We start from the raw sequence: 15036 nt of genomic DNA on the forward strand, positions 1-15036 counted from the left end.
GTGGCTTTTCGCTGCGCCGGCGTTCGCCGGGGAATGGGAATGAGTGTATCGCTACTGCTGCTGTGCTTGTCGGTCTTCGGCGCCTCCGCTTTCGTGCTGGGGCGGGTGAGGGCGGCTGCGCTGTCGGGCGGCAGGTCTTCGTCCATGCATTCCCGGCTCGGCTATCACGGTGCCTATGCCGCTATCTGGGCGGTGCTTCCGGCTCTGGCGCTCGTCTGCGTCTGGCTGATTGTCAGTCCCATCGTGGTCGACCGCCTCGTGACCAAGTCCTTCCCGGAAGAGGTTCAGTCTCTGCCGCCGGCTGAACTCAATCTCAGCTACGGCATGGTGCGCAGCATCGCCCATGGCATGCGCATGCTCGATAGCCAGGAGCTTGCCGATGTCGATGGCGGCAAGGCCGATCTGCAATTGCTGCTGGCGCAGAAGGGCGTCCCCCTCGCCGTTCGCCCCACCGGCTACATGATCGATGCCGCCAGCAAGTATAACGGCATGCGCGAAGTGAGCCGATTGGTGATGTCGGCGGCGGCGATCGTCTTGTCGCTGCTCTGCGCGGTCTACGGTCTGCGCGCCATCGCGCCGCGTTTTCGCGCCCGCAATCGTGTGGAACAGGTCATTCTCGGCGCACTGATCGTCGCTTCCTCCATCGCAGTGCTGACGACGGTCGGCATCGTCGTTTCCATGCTTTCGGAAGCGGCACGCTTCTTCGGCATGGTACCCGCCAGCGAATTCTTCTTCGGCACCGTCTGGGATCCGCGCTTCGCTGGCGCCGGCGCGCAGACCTCGGGCACTTTCGGCCTGATCCCGCTGCTGGCGGGGACGATCTATATCGGCTTTGTCGCCATGCTCTTTGCCGTGCCCATCGGCCTGTTCGCGGCGATCTACATGGCCGAATATGCCTCGGCACGCGTGCGCTCCATCGCCAAGCCGATGCTCGAGGTCTTGGCCGGCATTCCCACGATCGTCTACGGCTTCTTCGCGCTCATCACCGTCGGCCCCTTCCTGCGCGACATTTCCGCCGAGATCGATGGCTTGATGACCGGGAGCTATAGAAGCTTCATCGAGGCGCAGAGCGTTTTGACGGCTGGCTTCGTCATGGGCGTGATGCTTATCCCTTACGTCTCGTCGCTATCGGACGATATCATCATGGCCGTGCCGCGCTCGCTTCGCGACGGCTCGCTCGGCCTCGGCGCCACGCGGTCGGAAACGGTCAAGCGCGTTCTGCTGCCGGCAGCTCTTCCTGGCATCGTCGGTGCGCTGCTGATGACCGCGTCGCGGGCAATCGGCGAGACGATGATCGTGGTGCTGGCCGCCGGCGTGGCCGCGCGCATGCAGCTCGATCCCTTCGAGCCGATGACGACGGTCACGGTGAAGATCGTCAATCAGCTGACCGGCGATCTGGAGTTCACTTCGCCGCAGACGCTCGTCGCCTTCGCGCTCGGCATCACGCTGTTCTGCCTGACGCTGTGCCTCAACGTCTATGCGCTCTACATCGTCCGTCGATACAGGGAGCAATACGAATGAGCGACGTCGTATCCTCCTCTCAGCTCAACATGCCGCGCGGCCTGACGCCGGGTGCGTCTGTGCGCCGCGATATCGGCATCAAGCGGCGCTATGCTGCCGAGCGCCGTTTTCGCGCCTATGGGATCACGGCCGTTATTTTCGGCCTTATCTTCCTCGTTATCCTGGTCTCGACTGTGGTCCGCACGGGCTATACCGCCTTCGTTCAGACCTCGATCACCCTGCCGATCGAGTTCTCCGAAAAGGTGATCGACCCCGCAGCCAAGCGCGCCAGCGATCCGAAGGTGCTGATCGCTGCCAACTATCCGGTGCTGGTGCGGGACGCGCTGGTGAAGGCGCTTGGCATCGATCCGGGCAACCGCGCGCTCGTTCGCGAGGCGATGGCCATGGTGTCGGACGGCGCGAGGATCGCGCTTCGCGACAAGGTGGTCGCCAATCCCTCGGTCATCGGCACGACGCAGAATGTCACCTTCCTTGCCAGCGCCAATATCGATTCCGCCAACAAGGGCCAGATCGATCTGACCGTCGATGAAAAGGACCGCAAGGTATCCGACCGTCAGGTCGCCTGGATGAAGCAACTCAGCGACAGCGGCGCGCTCTACAAGGCCTTCAACAGCGGCCTCTTCGTGTCGGGCAATTCGAGCCGGCCGGAAGCCGCCGGCCTCGGCGTCGCATTGATCGGCTCGCTCTACCTTATGCTGACCGTGCTTGCGCTCGCTCTGCCGGTCGGCGTCGCAGCGTCGATCTATCTGGAGGAGTTCGCGCCGAAGAACCGGCTGACGGATCTGATCGAGGTCAATATCAACAATCTCGCGGCCGTACCCTCGATCGTCTACGGCCTGCTGGGCCTCTCGGTCTTCATCAACATGATGGGCCTGCCGCGCTCGGCCTCCCTGGTCGGCGGCCTGGTGCTGAGCCTGATGACGCTGCCGATGATCATCATTGCCACGCGCTCGGCCTTGCGCGCCGTGCCGCCGTCGATCCGCAGTGCGGCACTCGGGCTCGGTGCGTCGCGTATGCAGATGGTCTTCCATCACGTGCTGCCACTCGCCATGCCCGGCATCCTGACGGGCACGATCCTCGGGCTTGCCCATGCGCTCGGGGAGACGGCGCCGCTGCTCTTGATCGGCATGGTCGCCTTCGTCGCCAACTATCCGGCATCGCCTCTCGATCCTTCGACGGCGCTCCCGGTGCAAATCTATATGTGGGCGAGCGAAGCCGAGCGGGCCTTCGTCGAAAGAACCTCCGGGGCCATCATCGTCCTGCTCTTCTTCCTCGTCGCAATGAACATCGGCGCCATCTTGCTGCGCCGCCGCTTTGAGCGGCGCTGGTAGGGGAGGGCCGTGGGATGAACATGATGACGGAAGCCGCAAGCGAAAAAGCATTGACCAAGAAGATGATGACGATCCCCTTCAAGATGATCGGCCAGGACGTTTCGGTCTATTACGGCGACAAGCGCGCGCTCTTCGACGTCAATCTGAAGATCCGCGCCAATACGGTCACGGCTCTGATCGGCCCTTCCGGCTGCGGCAAGTCCACCTTCCTGCGCTGCCTCAACCGCATGAACGATACGATCGAGACCTGCCGCGTCACCGGCAAGATCACGCTCGACGATCAGGACGTCTACGACAACAGCATCGATGTCGTGGAACTGCGCGCCCGCGTCGGCATGGTCTTCCAGAAGCCCAACCCGTTTCCGAAGTCGATCTATGAGAATGTCGCCTACGGTCCGCGCATCCACGGCCTGCATCGTTCGAAAGCCGATCTCGAACATATCGTCGAAACCAGTCTGCAGAAGGCCGGTCTCTGGGGCGAGGTCAAGGATCGGCTCCACGATGCCGGTACGAGCCTTTCGGGCGGCCAGCAGCAGCGCCTGTGCATTGCCCGCGCTGTCGCGGTCAGCCCCGAGGTCATTCTGATGGACGAGCCGTGCTCGGCGCTCGATCCGATCGCGACCGCAAAGGTCGAGGATCTCATCCACGAGCTGCGGGAAAACTTCACCATCGTCATCGTGACGCATTCCATGCAGCAGGCAGCCCGCGTCTCGCAACGTACCGCAATGTTCCATCTCGGCCATCTGGTCGAGGAGAACGACACCGATAAGATGTTCACCAATCCCGACGATTTCCGCACGCAGGATTACATCATGGGCCGTTTTGGTTGATGATGTCAGGCGCTCGGCTTCTTTCACACAGTTCACCTTGAGGATAGAAAAATGGTCTCCACCCACATTCTCTCAGCCTACGACGAAGACCTGAAGTTCCTGACCCGCCGCATTGCGGAAATGGGCGGCCTGGCCGAGCAGATGGTTAGCGACAGCGTACGTGCGCTGGTCAACAGCGATGCCGGTCTCGCGCAGAAGGTCATCTCCGACGACGTCGTTCTCGACCATGCCGAGCGCGAAGTCGGCGATAAGGCGATCGTCACCATCGCCCGTCGTCAGCCGATGGCGGCCGACCTTCGGGAAATCATGGGCTCGATCCGCATCGCCTCCGATCTGGAGCGCGTCGGCGATCTCGGCAAGAATACCGCCAAGCGCGTCATCGCCGTTCAGGGCACCGGTGTCCCCCGCCGTCTCGCCCGCGGCATCGAGCACCTCTCCGAATTGGCGTTGAGCCAGCTCAAGGAAGTTCTGGATGTCTACGCGACCCGCTCGCCGGACAAGGCCGTGTCGATCCGCGAACGCGACGAGGAAATCGACGCCATGTACACCTCGCTCTTCCGCGAGATGCTGACCTACATGATGGAAGATCCGCGCAACATCACCACCTGCACGCATCTTCTCTTCTGCGCCAAGAACATCGAGCGCATCGGCGACCATGCCACCAATATCGCCGAGACGATCTATTACATGGCGACCGGCGCCCAGCCCGAAGGCGAGCGCCCGAAGGACGATACCGCCAATACCGTCGGCGCGGTGACGGAATAAATTGGAAGCGAAGAAAGGAGACCATAGGCGCATGGTTCCGAGAGTTGCTGTTGTAGAAGACGAGGAAGCGCTCAGCGTTTTGCTGCGCTACAATCTCGAAGCGGAAGGCTTCGAGGTCGACACTATCCTCAGAGGCGATGAGGCCGAGCTGCGTCTCCAGGAGCGCATCCCCGACCTCCTGATCCTCGACTGGATGCTCCCCGGCGTGTCCGGTATCGAGCTCTGCCGCCGGCTGCGTATGCGGCCGGAGACGGAACGCCTGCCGATCATCATGCTGACGGCCCGCGGCGAGGAAAGCGAGCGCGTGCGCGGGCTTTCGACCGGCGCGGACGACTATGTCGTCAAGCCGTTCTCGACGCCGGAGCTGATGGCTCGCGTCAAGGCGATGCTGCGGCGTGCCCGCCCGGAGGTTCTCTCCACGGTGCTGCGTTGCGGCGATATCGAGCTGGACCGCGAAACCCATCGCGTCCACCGCAAGAGCCGCGAAGTGCGGTTGGGGCCGACGGAATTCCGCCTGCTGGAGTTCCTGATGTCCTCGCCGGGTCGCGTCTTCTCGCGTTCGCAGCTGCTCGACGGCGTATGGGGGCACGATATCTATGTCGACGAACGCACTGTCGACGTCCATGTCGGACGCCTGCGCAAGGCGCTGAATTTCTCCAATATGCAGGATGTCATCCGCACCGTTCGCGGCGCGGGCTATTCCATGGAAGCCTGAGCGGATTGCCGCTCAGGCGTCACAACGTAGCGGCGGAAACAGAAAAACGGGCCTCGAGGGGCCCGTTTTTCTTTGGTTTTGCTTTTGGCTTTCAGCCGTTGTTGCGCCGGCGATCATGCACCGGCTGGTAGGCCATGCGCTGATGATAGGTGCAGTAGGGCGACGAATCCGGGCTGTCATTGCCGCAGAAGTGGAAGTCGTCCTTCAGCGGGTCGCCAACGGGCCACTTGCAGGTGCGCTCCGTCAGCTCCGTCAGGCCGAGGCGGCGCGAGATCGGAACGACCACGTTTGCGGACGGGCGATACTGGATCTCGTTGACGGAATCGACATCGATCTCTTCCTTCAGCATGGTTGCGCCCTGCTGGCGGGTGACCACCGTGCGGGTTGCAACGCGAGAGCCGAAGCTGGCCGGACGCGGTGCCGCGGCGCTACGCTTCGGCGTGCGCGCTGCGGTTGCCGTGCCGCCCGCCTTCGCTCGGCCGGGAAGGTTCAGGCGGTGCACCTTGCCGATGACGGCATTACGGCTCACGCCACCGAGCTGCGCAGCGATCTGGCTGGCGCTCAACCCTTCGGACCATAGCTTTTTCAGCTTCTCGACGCGTTCGTCTGTCCAATTCATGCCCTGTCTCCGCTGTCGCGTTTCCGATGGCAGAATCCCTCACCATTGCCTCGCATGGGAACAAGGCGCGAAACGCTCTAAAATTGTGGTGACTAGTTCCGCCGCATGCAGTCTAGCAATTGGTTTTTAACCTAGTGTGAGGCTGACTCCGTGACAAGAGTCGCGGGAATCTTGAGGAATCGATTTCGAGGTTTTCCCCAACTTGCTGTCCAGGCGTGGCATTTCTGCAATAGGCGCCGCCGAACCTATCTCTTTTGCCCGCAAGCGCTATCTCGCACCTGCTAAAACGCCAGTTTTGTTGACATCGCGGTGCAAAACATCAATAGTGCCCAAGCCGCCGCAAGGCGGCATTTTTGATTTTTTCGGACCCGTTTCATCAAACGGAAGCGATCGGTCCCTAAAGTTGTGATCGAGGAGATATGGCCATGGCTGAGACCACGCCGCTTTATGACACCTACATGCGCGCTCCGCTACGGTTCGAGCGAGGCGAGGGCGTCTGGCTGGTCACCGAAAATGGCGAGCGCTACCTCGATTTCGCAGCTGGCGTCGCGGTCAACTCGCTCGGTCATGCTCATCCCCATCTCGTCGCCGAATTGAAGGCCCAGGCCGACAAGGTCTGGCACCTGTCCAACCTCTATGAGGTACCTGGTCAGGAGAAGCTGTCGAAGCGGCTGACGGAAGCGACCTTTGCCGACAAGGTGTTCTTCACCAATTCGGGCGCCGAGGCGCTGGAATGCGCCATCAAGACGGCGCGGCGCTATCAGTTCGCCAAGGGGCATCCTGAAAAGTTCCATATCATTACCTTCGAAGGCGCCTTCCACGGCCGCACCATCGCGACGATTGCCGCCGGCGGCCAGGAGAAATACATCGAAGGCTTCGGCCCGAAGGCACCGGGCTTCGATCAGGTGCAGTTCGGCGATCTCGATGCCGTGCGTGCCGCCATCACGGATGCGACCGCCGCGATCCTGATCGAGCCGGTGCAGGGCGAGGGCGGCATCCGCCCGGCCACCAACGAATTCCTGCGCGGGCTGCGTGAGATCTGCGACGAGCATGGCCTGCTGCTGATCCTCGACGAAGTACAGTGCGGCGTCGGCCGCACAGGCAAGCTCTTTGCCTACGAATGGGCCGGCATCAAGCCAGATATCATGGCGGTCGCCAAGGGCATCGGCGGTGGCTTCCCGCTCGGTGCCTGCCTTGCGACGGCGGAAGCCGCCTCGGGCATGAAAGCCGGCACACACGGCTCGACCTATGGCGGCAATCCGCTTGCCATGGCGGTCGGCAATGCGGTTCTCGACATCGTGCTTGCCGAAGGATTCCTGCAGCATGTGCGCGATGTCGCGCTGGTGTTCCGCCAGGGGCTTGCCTCGCTCAAGGATCGCTTCCCTGATATCATCGAGGACGTTCGCGGCGAAGGCCTGATGCTTGGCGTCAAGGCGGCCATCCCGCAGGCAGAACTGTTGCAGGCTATCCGCGCCGAGCATCTGCTTGGCGTGCCGGCCGGCGACAATGTCATCCGTCTTCTGCCGCCGCTGGTCGTCACTGCCGAAGAAGCACGCGAAGGTCTTGCCCGCCTGGAGCGCGCCGCCGAACGCGCACGCGCTGCCCGCACCAAAAAATCGGCTTGAGTTTACCGCCCGCAAATGGGGCGTTCGTGCCCCACGCGGGCGTTATTGTTTTTTCTGGAGTACAGGTAAGGACATGGCTTCTCCGAAACACTTTCTCGATCTCTCTGCCGTTCCGGCTGCCGATCTGCGCAACATCATCGATGATGCCATTGTGCGAAAGAACGCACAGAAGGCTGGTACGGCCGACAAGCCGCTCGCCGGCAAGATGCTGGCGATGATCTTCGAGAAGCCATCCACCCGAACCCGCGTCTCCTTCGATGTCGGCATGCGCCAGCTGGGCGGCGAGACGCTGTTCCTTTCCGGCACGGAAATGCAGCTTGGCCGCGCCGAGACGATCGGCGATACGGCCAAGGTGCTGTCGCGTTATGTCGACGCGATCATGATCCGCACGACCGATCATTCCCGCCTCCTGGAGTTGGCGGAACACGCGACCGTGCCGGTCATTAACGCACTGACCGACGACACGCATCCCTGCCAGATCATGGCCGATATCATGACCTTCGAAGAGCATCGCGGCCCGATCAAGGGCAAGACGCTCGCCTGGACGGGCGACGGCAACAACGTGCTGCATTCGCTGATCGAAGGAGCCGCGCGCTTCGGCTATCGCATGAATATGGCGGTACCCCTTGGTTCCGAGCCGAAGGATCACTATCTGAACTGGGCCCGCAACGAGGGCGCCGAAATCATGCTCTCGCATGATGCAGACCGTGCGGTCGCCGGCGTCGATTGCGTGGTAACCGATACCTGGGTTTCCATGAATCAGGAACACCGGGCTCGCGGTCACAACGTCTTCCAGCCCTATCAGGTCAACAAGGCTTTGATGGCACAGGCCGGCAAAGACGCGTTGTTCATGCATTGCCTGCCCGCCCATCGCGGCGAGGAGGTGACGGACGAAGTGATCGATGGTCCGCAATCCGTTGTCTTCGATGAGGCGGAAAACCGCCTTCATGCGCAAAAGTCGATTCTTGCTTGGTGCCTGGGCGCGATCTGAAGATATCAAACCGCGTCTTAAGGGCGCGGGCGCAGTAGGAGTAAAGCAATGGCCGAAAATGCAGCCTCGCTGGGTCAGTTCGATTTCGCCGGTGACGATCACGTTGTTCCCTTCCAGGTGGAAGGGTTGGACGTGCGCGGCCGTGCCGTGCAGCTCGGTCCGCTGCTGGACGCGATCCTCGCCCGGCACGACTATCCGACTCCGGTTGCTCGCCTTCTGGCCGAGGCCATCGTCCTCACCGTCCTGCTCGGCACATCGCTGAAGTTCGAAGGCAAGTTCACGGTGCAGACCAAGGGCGACGGTCCCGTCGACCTGCTGGTCGCCGATTTCACGACGCCGGAAAATGTTCGTGCCTATGCCCGTTTCGACGAAGAGGCGCTGGCAAAGGCAGTCGCCGAGGGCAGAACCGAGCCGGAGCAGCTGCTCGGCAAGGGCGTGCTCGCCTTCACCATCGATCAGGGACGTTTCAGCCAGCCCTATCAGGGTATCGTCGCGCTCGACGGCGCCTCGCTCGAGGAGATCGCCGGTACTTATTTCCGCCAGTCGGAACAGATACCGACGCGCGTGCGCCTCGGCGCTGCAGAACTCTTCGATCGTGACGAGAATGGCAAGCCGCGTCACCGCTGGCGGGCCGGCGGCCTGATCGCGCAGTTCCTCCCCGAGGCGCCTGAGCGTATGCGCCAGCCGGATATCCACGGCGGCGACGGCGATACCGGCTTGCGCGATCATGTCGAAGACGATGCCTGGGCCGAGGCGCGCAGCCTGGTTGAGACCATCGATGCCGACGAGTTGACGGACCCGCAGGTCGGCACCGAACGGCTTCTCTATCGCCTCTTCCACGAGCGCGGCGTGCGTGTCTACGAACCGAAGGCGGTCTACGATCGCTGTTCGTGCTCGCGTGACAAGCTGAAGGGCGTGTTGAAGGGCTTTACGGCCGAAGAGATCGAAGCCAGCCAGGAGAATGGCGAGATCGCCGTGACCTGTGAGTTCTGCTCGACCACCTATCGCTTCGAAGTGTCGGAGATAGAAGCGGCGTAATGCCGCTCAGTTCAGCGTGCGCAGCAGGTTCGGCGTATCCAGCGAAAAGGCGGGGATCTTGACATGGAAGAGCTCCCCGTCGTCCGTTTCCATCTGGTAATGGCCGAACATCATGCCTGAGGGCGTGTCCAGCGGGCAGCCGGAGGAATATTCATAGGTATCGCCGGGCTTCAGATGCGGCTGTTCGCCGACGACGCCGGGACCCGTTACTTCGTCCACCATGCCGTTCATGTCGGTGATGTGCCAGTAGCGCGTCACCAGTTTCACGGCCCGCTCAGAGTGGTTGGAAATGACGATGCGATACCCCCACACATAACGATCATCGTCCGGATCGGATTGCTCCTCCAGGTAAAACGGCTCTACAACCACTTCGATGTCGCGTGTTAGAGCGCGATACATGCCTGATACCTTGCCACTGCTCTGAAGCGCCGGAGGCTCCTCGAAGCCCATTGTCGTTTCAGCATTTTCAAGTCTGCGGCATATTATCCGCTTTCCACTGCTCCCGCAAAGCGCCGGATATCTAGCGGTATCCTATAACCAATCCATTCCGTCAAGGAACGGCGTGATGAAATCTCGCGCGGGGAGACGGATCGTTCTGAAATTCAGCTATTACAGCCAATGAAGAAGGTTAGTCCTTTCTTCTCAAAGTATCTCGTTTCGCTCGTCATTTAGTCTTGTCTATCATAATGTCGCCGCTGGAGCTTATGGAGGTGCGGATACGCTTGCCGCAATTGCTGGTGCACTTCAGGGATCGGGCGTCATAGCTGATCGCCAATTATTAAAACCTCCCGGCCATATGACCCTCTGTCCCTTCTTTATGTTCCTCTGAGGGAACTTGCGCCGGATTCCCTCTCGGGAGGATTTCGGCTATCATCTGATTCTGGCATGGCCCGTGCCTCCCCCCTCCCTTCGGGAAAGTATATCTCATGCGGGGCCGTCGATATCCAAACCGACTGTTTGAGCGCCTGGCATAAGGAGGGGTTGCGGTCATCGCTCGCAATAGGAGGTTTAGATGAGGCTTTCTGCCCCTGTTTATCATTTGAAGCGTAGGGCGAAACTCCTGTCTCGCCAGCAGAATATCCCTTTGCACGCAGCGCTGGATCGCGTCGCGGCTGGCGAGGGCTTTGCAGGCTGGAGCTTGCTTGCAAGCAAAACGAGCTCAGCCGTGCCCGTCGGCGAGCTGTATTCGCGTCTGAGCCCGGGTGATCTGGTGCTGGTCGGCGCGCGGCCCGGCCACGGCAAGACCTTGATGAGCTTGCGGCTTGCCGTCGAAGCCATGAAGGCTGGCAATCGCGGCGTCTTCTTCACGCTGGAAGACACGGAAAAGGTCGTTCTGGACCGTTTCCCGGTGATCGGTGCCGATCATGCGGAATTTGCTGACCTATTCGAATTCGACAATTCGGATGCCATCAGCGCCGACTATATCGTTGAAAGGCTGGCTGCAGCGCCTCGCGGCACGCTGGCGGTGGTCGATTTTCTGCAGTTGCTGGATCAGAAGCGGGAAAAGCCTGACGTGATGATCCAGGTTCAGGCGTTGAAGGCGTTTGCGCGCGACAGAGGCGTGATCGTCGTCTTCGTCTCGCAGATCGACCGTTCCTATGATCCGGTGCTGAAACCAGTGCCCGATCTCTCGGATGTCCGCCTGCCGAATCCACTGGATCTGACGCTGTTCGACAAGATGGTCTTCCTGAACAACGGCAGGGTCGAGTTCAAGGCCGCCAGCTGACGGCCCGGTTGGATAGCCTGCAAAATGAAAGGTCGAGCCGACCGGAACATCTCCGGGCGGCTCGATCAATATCAGGCGGAAACCTGCTCGAGAGCGCGGGCGAAATCTTCGACCAGATCGGCGCTGTCTTCGATGCCGGCGGAGAAACGCACAGTGCCGGGCGAAATGCCGAGCTCGGCGCGGGCCTCGTCGGTGAGGTTCTTGTGCGTCGTGGTGGCCGGATGGGTGATCAGGCTCTTCGAGTCGCCGAGATTGTTGGAAATCTTTACGATCTCAAGCGCGTTTTGCAGCTTGAAGGCGGCTTCCTTGCCGCCCTTCAGCTCGAAGGCGACGAGGGTAGAGCCGCCGCTCATCTGCTTGGCGATGATATCGGCCTGCGGATGGTCCTTGCGGCCGGGATAGATCACGCGGGCGACCTTGTTTCCCTGCTCGGCGAGGAAATCGGCAACCTTGGAAGCGTTCGCCGTCTGCTGCGCGACGCGCAGCGGCAGGGTTTCGATGCCCTTCAGCAGCGTCCAGGCGGTAAACGGCGACATGGCCGGGCCGGTGTGGCGGAAATAGTCCTGCAGGTTCTCGTCGATCCACTGCTTGTCGGAGAGGATGACGCCGCCCAGCGAACGGCCCTGGCCGTCGATATGCTTGGTGGCGGAATAGACGACGATATGGGCGCCGAGTTCGAGCGGCTTCTGGAAGAGCGGGGTTGCGAAGACGTTGTCGACCACCACCTTCGCGCCGATCTGGTTGGCGAGCTTGGCGACGGCGGCAATATCGACCACTTCCAGCGTCGGGTTGGTCGGGCTTTCGAGGAAGAAGACCTTGGTATTCGGGCGGATGGCCTTTTCCCAGTTCTCGGTGAAGCGTCCGTCGACGAGCGTGCATTCGATGCCGTATTTCGGCGCGAGCGTCTCGACCACCCAGCGGCAGGAACCGAAGAGGGCGCGGGCCGCAACGATATGATCGCCGGCCTTCAGCTGGCAGAGAATGGCGGCAGAGACGGCGGCCATGCCGGACGCGGTGGCGCGAGCATCTTCAGCGCCTTCCAGCGCACACATGCGCTTTTCGAACATGTCGTTGGTCGGGCTGCCGTAGCGGGCGTAGATGAAACCATCCGTCTCGCCCTTGAAGCGGGCTTCCGCCGCTTCCGAGGTGTCGTAGACGAAGCCCTGGGTCAGATAGATTGCTTCCGAGGTCTCGCCGAATTGCGAGCGGAGCGTTCCGTTGTGTACGAGCTGGGTTGCGGGGCGCCAAGTCTTGCTCATGCCATCACCACTTTCAAAACAAAAAAACCGGTCGCGAAAGCAGACCGGTTCAACCCCGGTCTTTTTAGCCATTTGTTTAACGTGGCTGCAAGCCGACCGGCCAAATCACCACGGGATAAGTTGCAATACTGCCGTTGACGGCTTGCGTCAATTCCCCGAGTTTGGTTTTGTCTGCGGCAAATTATGAGAGAAGCATGATGGCTCGCAATACTGGAATTCTGGCCGACCGCGCCATTGCGGCGCTCTTCGAGACGGGGAGGCTGACGAGCGAGAGAGAACTGGACGTCGATCAGATCCAGCCGGCAAGTCTTGACCTGCGGCTCAGCTCGCATGCCTTCCGCGTCCGCGCCAGCTTCATGCCCGGCCCATCGCATCTCGTTGCCGACAAGCTCGACCGGCTGAAACTGCATGTTGTCGATCTCTCCGAAGGCGCGGTGCTGGAAACCGGCTGTGTCTACATCGTGCCGCTGATGGAGCGCCTCGACCTGCCCGAGGACATGTCGGCCTCGGCCAATCCGAAGAGCTCCACCGGCCGTCTCGACATCTTCACCCGCGTCATCACCGACCGGGCGCAGGAGTTCGACAAGATCCCGGCCGGCTATTCCGGCCCGCTCTATCTCGAAATCAGCCCGCGCACCTTCCCGATCGTCGTTCGCCGCGGCTCGCGCCTGTCGCAGATCCGTTTCCGTGTCGGCCAGGCCCTGCTCACCGAGCCGGAATTGCTGGCGCTGCATGAGAGCGAGACGCTAGTTGCGAGCAAGAAGCCGAATATCACCGGCGGCGGCATTGCATTGTCGATCGATCTTGCCGGCGACAAGGAAGGGCTGATCGGCTATCGCGGCAAGCACCACACCGCCGTTGTCGATGTCGACAAGAAGGCCCAGCACGATATCTTCGATTTCTGGGAGCCGCTCTACAGCCGTGGCCGCACCGAGCTGATCCTCGATCCCGATGAATTCTATATCCTCGTGTCGCGCGAAGCGGTGCATGTGCCTCCGCACTATGCCGCCGAAATGACGCCGTTCGATCCGCTGGTCGGCGAATTCCGCGTCCACTATGCCGGCTTCTTCGATCCCGGCTTCGGCCATGCTCCGGCCGGCGGCCGCGGCAGCCGTGCCGTGCTCGAGGTGCGCAGCCACGAAGTGCCCTTCATTCTGGAAGACGGCCAGATCGTCGGCCGGCTGATCTACGAACACATGCTGGAACAGCCCAGCAGCCTCTACGGCTCCGGCCTCGGCTCGAATTATCAGGCACAGGGCCTGAAGCTCTCGAAGCACTTCCGGCTCTGAGCGATTGCAGACCGGCCTTGACAGAGGCCGGCAACTGTTGGACATCTCAAGGCGTCAGGCGGGTGTAGCTCAATGGTAGAGCAGCAGCTTCCCAAGCTGAATACGAGGGTTCGATTCCCTTCACCCGCTCCACTTCCTTCCGGTCAGCTCCGTACCTCTGTTCCCGTTCAGCGAGATTGTTTCGCTGCATAGGCAGCGAGCACCTTGGCTTGAGGCAGTAGTTTCCCGGACGCATCCGACAGCCAGCTGTCGTAGCGATAGAACATCATCGGCCCGATCGGAATCCGGGCACGAAGCCCATCGAGCGTGTCGAGAAACGCTTGGAGGCACTGGCTCAAGGTTTCGCTCTTCTTGTTCGGAAACGCCTTGAGATCGAGAAATCCCCATTCGGTGAGCCACAGAGGCTTATCCGGACCGAGTGCGGCAGCATCTCCACGCAGCGTGCGTGTCACCGATCCGGCAATGTCGTTCGGCGACGCATAGATATGCGTGCCATAGCCGTCCACGCGATAGGATGAATTGCTGAGATAATTGAAGCCGTCGACGTTTTTCAGCATGGCGACGACCCGCGCCGGATTCGAGAGATGCTTGGGCGGACCTGCGCATTGGTCGCAGCCATGGGCGATGCCGAAAGTGATGACTTTCGCATCTGGATAGTAGCGAGGTTCGTGCAGAATGGTCGCTCCCGCTTTCAGGAACTCGCCGTATCCATGCAGCCATGTGTGCAATTCCTCCGCCGTGGCGAGATGGTCGTACGGCACGTCCGCGTCGTAATAATAACTGTCATCCTCATTGCCGAACTCGACGGCATCGATCGTGAGGCCGTCCGTTTTCAGCGCGCCGAGCAGGGTCTGGAAGCGCTGCGTGAATTTCGCAAGATCGATCTGGCTCAGCTTCTTCGCTTTCCAGCCGTGATCGTGGGTTTGCAGCGGGACATCATAGTCCTCGTCCATCTGAACGATATTCATCAGAAACTTCAGGTGCTGCTGTTTTGCGAGCCGGACCTCGTTCACGAAATTCGCCACACCCTGCGCCGAGCCGGAGGTCGGCCCGTCGCGAAACCAGATGGCGCCCAGGCTTTGAATATCCCCGAGCGTTTTTTGCTGAACTGCTGCGCTCTGCGAAGACAGTGCTGAGCGGTCGATCCCGAGTTCCGATGCTTGCGCAGGCGCTGCCCACATTGTCATGGTCAAGGCGACAATGCAGGCGAAACCGGATAGCCGTCCATTGAACATCATATTCCGTCCCCGCGTCCTGTCGCGATTGAGGATGATGGCGCAGGAGCAATAGCCGTTGTGCGAAACTCCACCCCTGTTTAGCTTGCCTT

General features: G+C 61.2%; 14 protein-coding genes, 1 tRNA gene and 1 riboswitch. Of the genes, 11 read left to right on the forward strand and 4 right to left on the reverse strand.

All coding sequences use genetic code 11. From position 1 onward, the window contains the following. The first annotated feature begins 39 nt into the window (after nt 1–39). The 5 genes from pstC to phoB are packed head-to-tail and all read left to right on the forward strand — an operon-like array spanning nt 40 to nt 5162. Nucleotides 40–1521 (forward strand): phosphate ABC transporter permease subunit PstC, encoded by a 1482-nt coding sequence (gene pstC, locus GA0061103_RS07010; protein WP_092708885.1) that lies wholly within the window; start codon nt 40–42, stop codon nt 1519–1521. Beyond that, entirely contained in the window at nt 1518–2852 is a 1335-nt protein-coding gene (pstA, locus tag GA0061103_RS07015) for a phosphate ABC transporter permease PstA (RefSeq protein WP_425349471.1), read from the forward strand. Before pstC ends, pstA begins: the two co-directional genes overlap by 4 nt. A 14-nt stretch (nt 2853–2866) precedes the next feature. Further along, complete coding sequence (gene pstB, locus GA0061103_RS07020; RefSeq protein ID WP_092708888.1) at nt 2867–3682, forward strand: phosphate ABC transporter ATP-binding protein PstB; 816 nt, start codon at nt 2867–2869, stop codon at nt 3680–3682. 51 nt (nt 3683–3733) lie between these two features. Further along, complete coding sequence (gene phoU / locus GA0061103_RS07025; RefSeq protein ID WP_075855303.1) at nt 3734–4447, forward strand: phosphate signaling complex protein PhoU; 714 nt, start codon at nt 3734–3736, stop codon at nt 4445–4447. Nucleotides 4448–4478: 31 nt separating this feature from the next. Beyond that, the gene (gene phoB / locus GA0061103_RS07030; protein ID WP_004128368.1) at nt 4479–5162 is read left to right on the forward strand and encodes a phosphate regulon transcriptional regulator PhoB; all 684 of its coding nucleotides are present in this window, start codon (nt 4479–4481) and stop codon (nt 5160–5162) included. Between the two features lie 91 nt (nt 5163–5253). Here the strand turns inward: phoB and GA0061103_RS07035 are convergent, their stop codons facing one another. Next, nucleotides 5254–5781 carry a GcrA family cell cycle regulator gene (locus GA0061103_RS07035; protein ID WP_092708891.1) on the reverse strand — a complete coding sequence of 176 codons (528 nt, stop codon included), beginning with the start codon at nt 5779–5781 and terminating at the stop codon, nt 5254–5256. 425 nt (nt 5782–6206) lie between these two features. Here GA0061103_RS07035 and GA0061103_RS07040 point away from each other — a divergent pair, with 425 nt between their 5' ends. From GA0061103_RS07040 to GA0061103_RS07050, 3 genes are all read left to right on the forward strand, one after another. Next, complete coding sequence (locus tag GA0061103_RS07040; RefSeq protein WP_092708894.1) at nt 6207–7406, forward strand: aspartate aminotransferase family protein; 1200 nt, start codon at nt 6207–6209, stop codon at nt 7404–7406. 73 nt (nt 7407–7479) lie between these two features. Next, a complete protein-coding gene (argF, locus tag GA0061103_RS07045) occupies nt 7480–8397 on the forward strand; it encodes an ornithine carbamoyltransferase (RefSeq protein ID WP_092708897.1) in 918 nt (305 codons plus the stop codon). Between the two features lie 48 nt (nt 8398–8445). Further along, nucleotides 8446–9435 carry an Hsp33 family molecular chaperone gene (locus GA0061103_RS07050; RefSeq protein WP_092708900.1) on the forward strand — a complete coding sequence of 330 codons (990 nt, stop codon included), beginning with the start codon at nt 8446–8448 and terminating at the stop codon, nt 9433–9435. Nucleotides 9436–9441: 6 nt separating this feature from the next. Here the strand turns inward: GA0061103_RS07050 and apaG are convergent, their stop codons facing one another. Beyond that, the gene (gene apaG / locus GA0061103_RS07055; protein WP_092711130.1) at nt 9442–9834 is read right to left on the reverse strand and encodes a Co2+/Mg2+ efflux protein ApaG; all 393 of its coding nucleotides are present in this window, start codon (nt 9832–9834) and stop codon (nt 9442–9444) included. A 613-nt stretch (nt 9835–10447) separates the two neighbouring features. Here apaG and GA0061103_RS07060 point away from each other — a divergent pair. Next, nucleotides 10448–11161 (forward strand): DNA helicase, encoded by a 714-nt coding sequence (locus GA0061103_RS07060; RefSeq protein ID WP_092708903.1) that lies wholly within the window; start codon nt 10448–10450, stop codon nt 11159–11161. Nucleotides 11162–11232: 71 nt separating this feature from the next. Here GA0061103_RS07060 and GA0061103_RS07065 read toward each other — a convergent pair whose 3' ends face one another. Next, nucleotides 11233–12420: an O-succinylhomoserine sulfhydrylase gene (locus tag GA0061103_RS07065; RefSeq protein ID WP_092708905.1), complete on the reverse strand. Its 1188-nt coding sequence runs from the start codon at nt 12418–12420 to the stop codon at nt 11233–11235. A gap of 43 nt (nt 12421–12463) precedes the next feature. Next, nucleotides 12464–12542: riboswitch (SAM riboswitch) on the reverse strand. A 72-nt stretch (nt 12543–12614) separates the two neighbouring features. Between GA0061103_RS07065 and GA0061103_RS07070 the strand changes: the two genes are divergently transcribed. Both GA0061103_RS07070 and GA0061103_RS07075 read left to right on the forward strand, forming a co-directional pair. Further along, nucleotides 12615–13709, forward strand: a complete 1095-nt coding sequence (locus tag GA0061103_RS07070; RefSeq protein WP_162747623.1) for a 2'-deoxycytidine 5'-triphosphate deaminase — start codon at nt 12615–12617, stop codon at nt 13707–13709. Between the two features lie 58 nt (nt 13710–13767). Beyond that, nucleotides 13768–13841 (forward strand) — tRNA-Gly (locus tag GA0061103_RS07075). A 35-nt stretch (nt 13842–13876) separates the two neighbouring features. Here GA0061103_RS07075 and GA0061103_RS07080 read toward each other — a convergent pair. Then, the gene (locus GA0061103_RS07080) at nt 13877–14947 is read right to left on the reverse strand and encodes a hypothetical protein (RefSeq protein WP_141694423.1); all 1071 of its coding nucleotides are present in this window, start codon (nt 14945–14947) and stop codon (nt 13877–13879) included. Nucleotides 14948–15036: the final 89 nt, after the last annotated feature.

Origin of the sequence: Martinezella multihospitum (genome assembly GCF_900094585.1) — a bacterium.
GTDB lineage: Bacteria > Pseudomonadota > Alphaproteobacteria > Rhizobiales > Rhizobiaceae > Rhizobium > Rhizobium multihospitium.

Coding starts and splice junctions, on each gene's coding strand:
- pstC (WP_092708885.1), top strand. CDS start 40: ATGAGTGTATCGCTACTGCTGCTGTGCTTGTCGGTCTTCGGCGCCTCC.
- pstA (WP_425349471.1), top strand. CDS start 1,518: ATGAGCGACGTCGTATCCTCCTCTCAGCTCAACATGCCGCGCGGCCTG.
- pstB (WP_092708888.1), top strand. CDS start 2,867: ATGAACATGATGACGGAAGCCGCAAGCGAAAAAGCATTGACCAAGAAG.
- phoU (WP_075855303.1), top strand. CDS start 3,734: ATGGTCTCCACCCACATTCTCTCAGCCTACGACGAAGACCTGAAGTTC.
- phoB (WP_004128368.1), top strand. CDS start 4,479: ATGGTTCCGAGAGTTGCTGTTGTAGAAGACGAGGAAGCGCTCAGCGTT.
- GA0061103_RS07035 (WP_092708891.1), bottom strand. CDS start 5,781: ATGAATTGGACAGACGAACGCGTCGAGAAGCTGAAAAAGCTATGGTCC.
- GA0061103_RS07040 (WP_092708894.1), top strand. CDS start 6,207: ATGGCTGAGACCACGCCGCTTTATGACACCTACATGCGCGCTCCGCTA.
- argF (WP_092708897.1), top strand. CDS start 7,480: ATGGCTTCTCCGAAACACTTTCTCGATCTCTCTGCCGTTCCGGCTGCC.
- GA0061103_RS07050 (WP_092708900.1), top strand. CDS start 8,446: ATGGCCGAAAATGCAGCCTCGCTGGGTCAGTTCGATTTCGCCGGTGAC.
- apaG (WP_092711130.1), bottom strand. CDS start 9,834: ATGTATCGCGCTCTAACACGCGACATCGAAGTGGTTGTAGAGCCGTTT.
- GA0061103_RS07060 (WP_092708903.1), top strand. CDS start 10,448: ATGAGGCTTTCTGCCCCTGTTTATCATTTGAAGCGTAGGGCGAAACTC.
- GA0061103_RS07065 (WP_092708905.1), bottom strand. CDS start 12,420: ATGAGCAAGACTTGGCGCCCCGCAACCCAGCTCGTACACAACGGAACG.
- GA0061103_RS07070 (WP_162747623.1), top strand. CDS start 12,615: ATGATGGCTCGCAATACTGGAATTCTGGCCGACCGCGCCATTGCGGCG.
- GA0061103_RS07080 (WP_141694423.1), bottom strand. CDS start 14,947: ATGATGTTCAATGGACGGCTATCCGGTTTCGCCTGCATTGTCGCCTTG.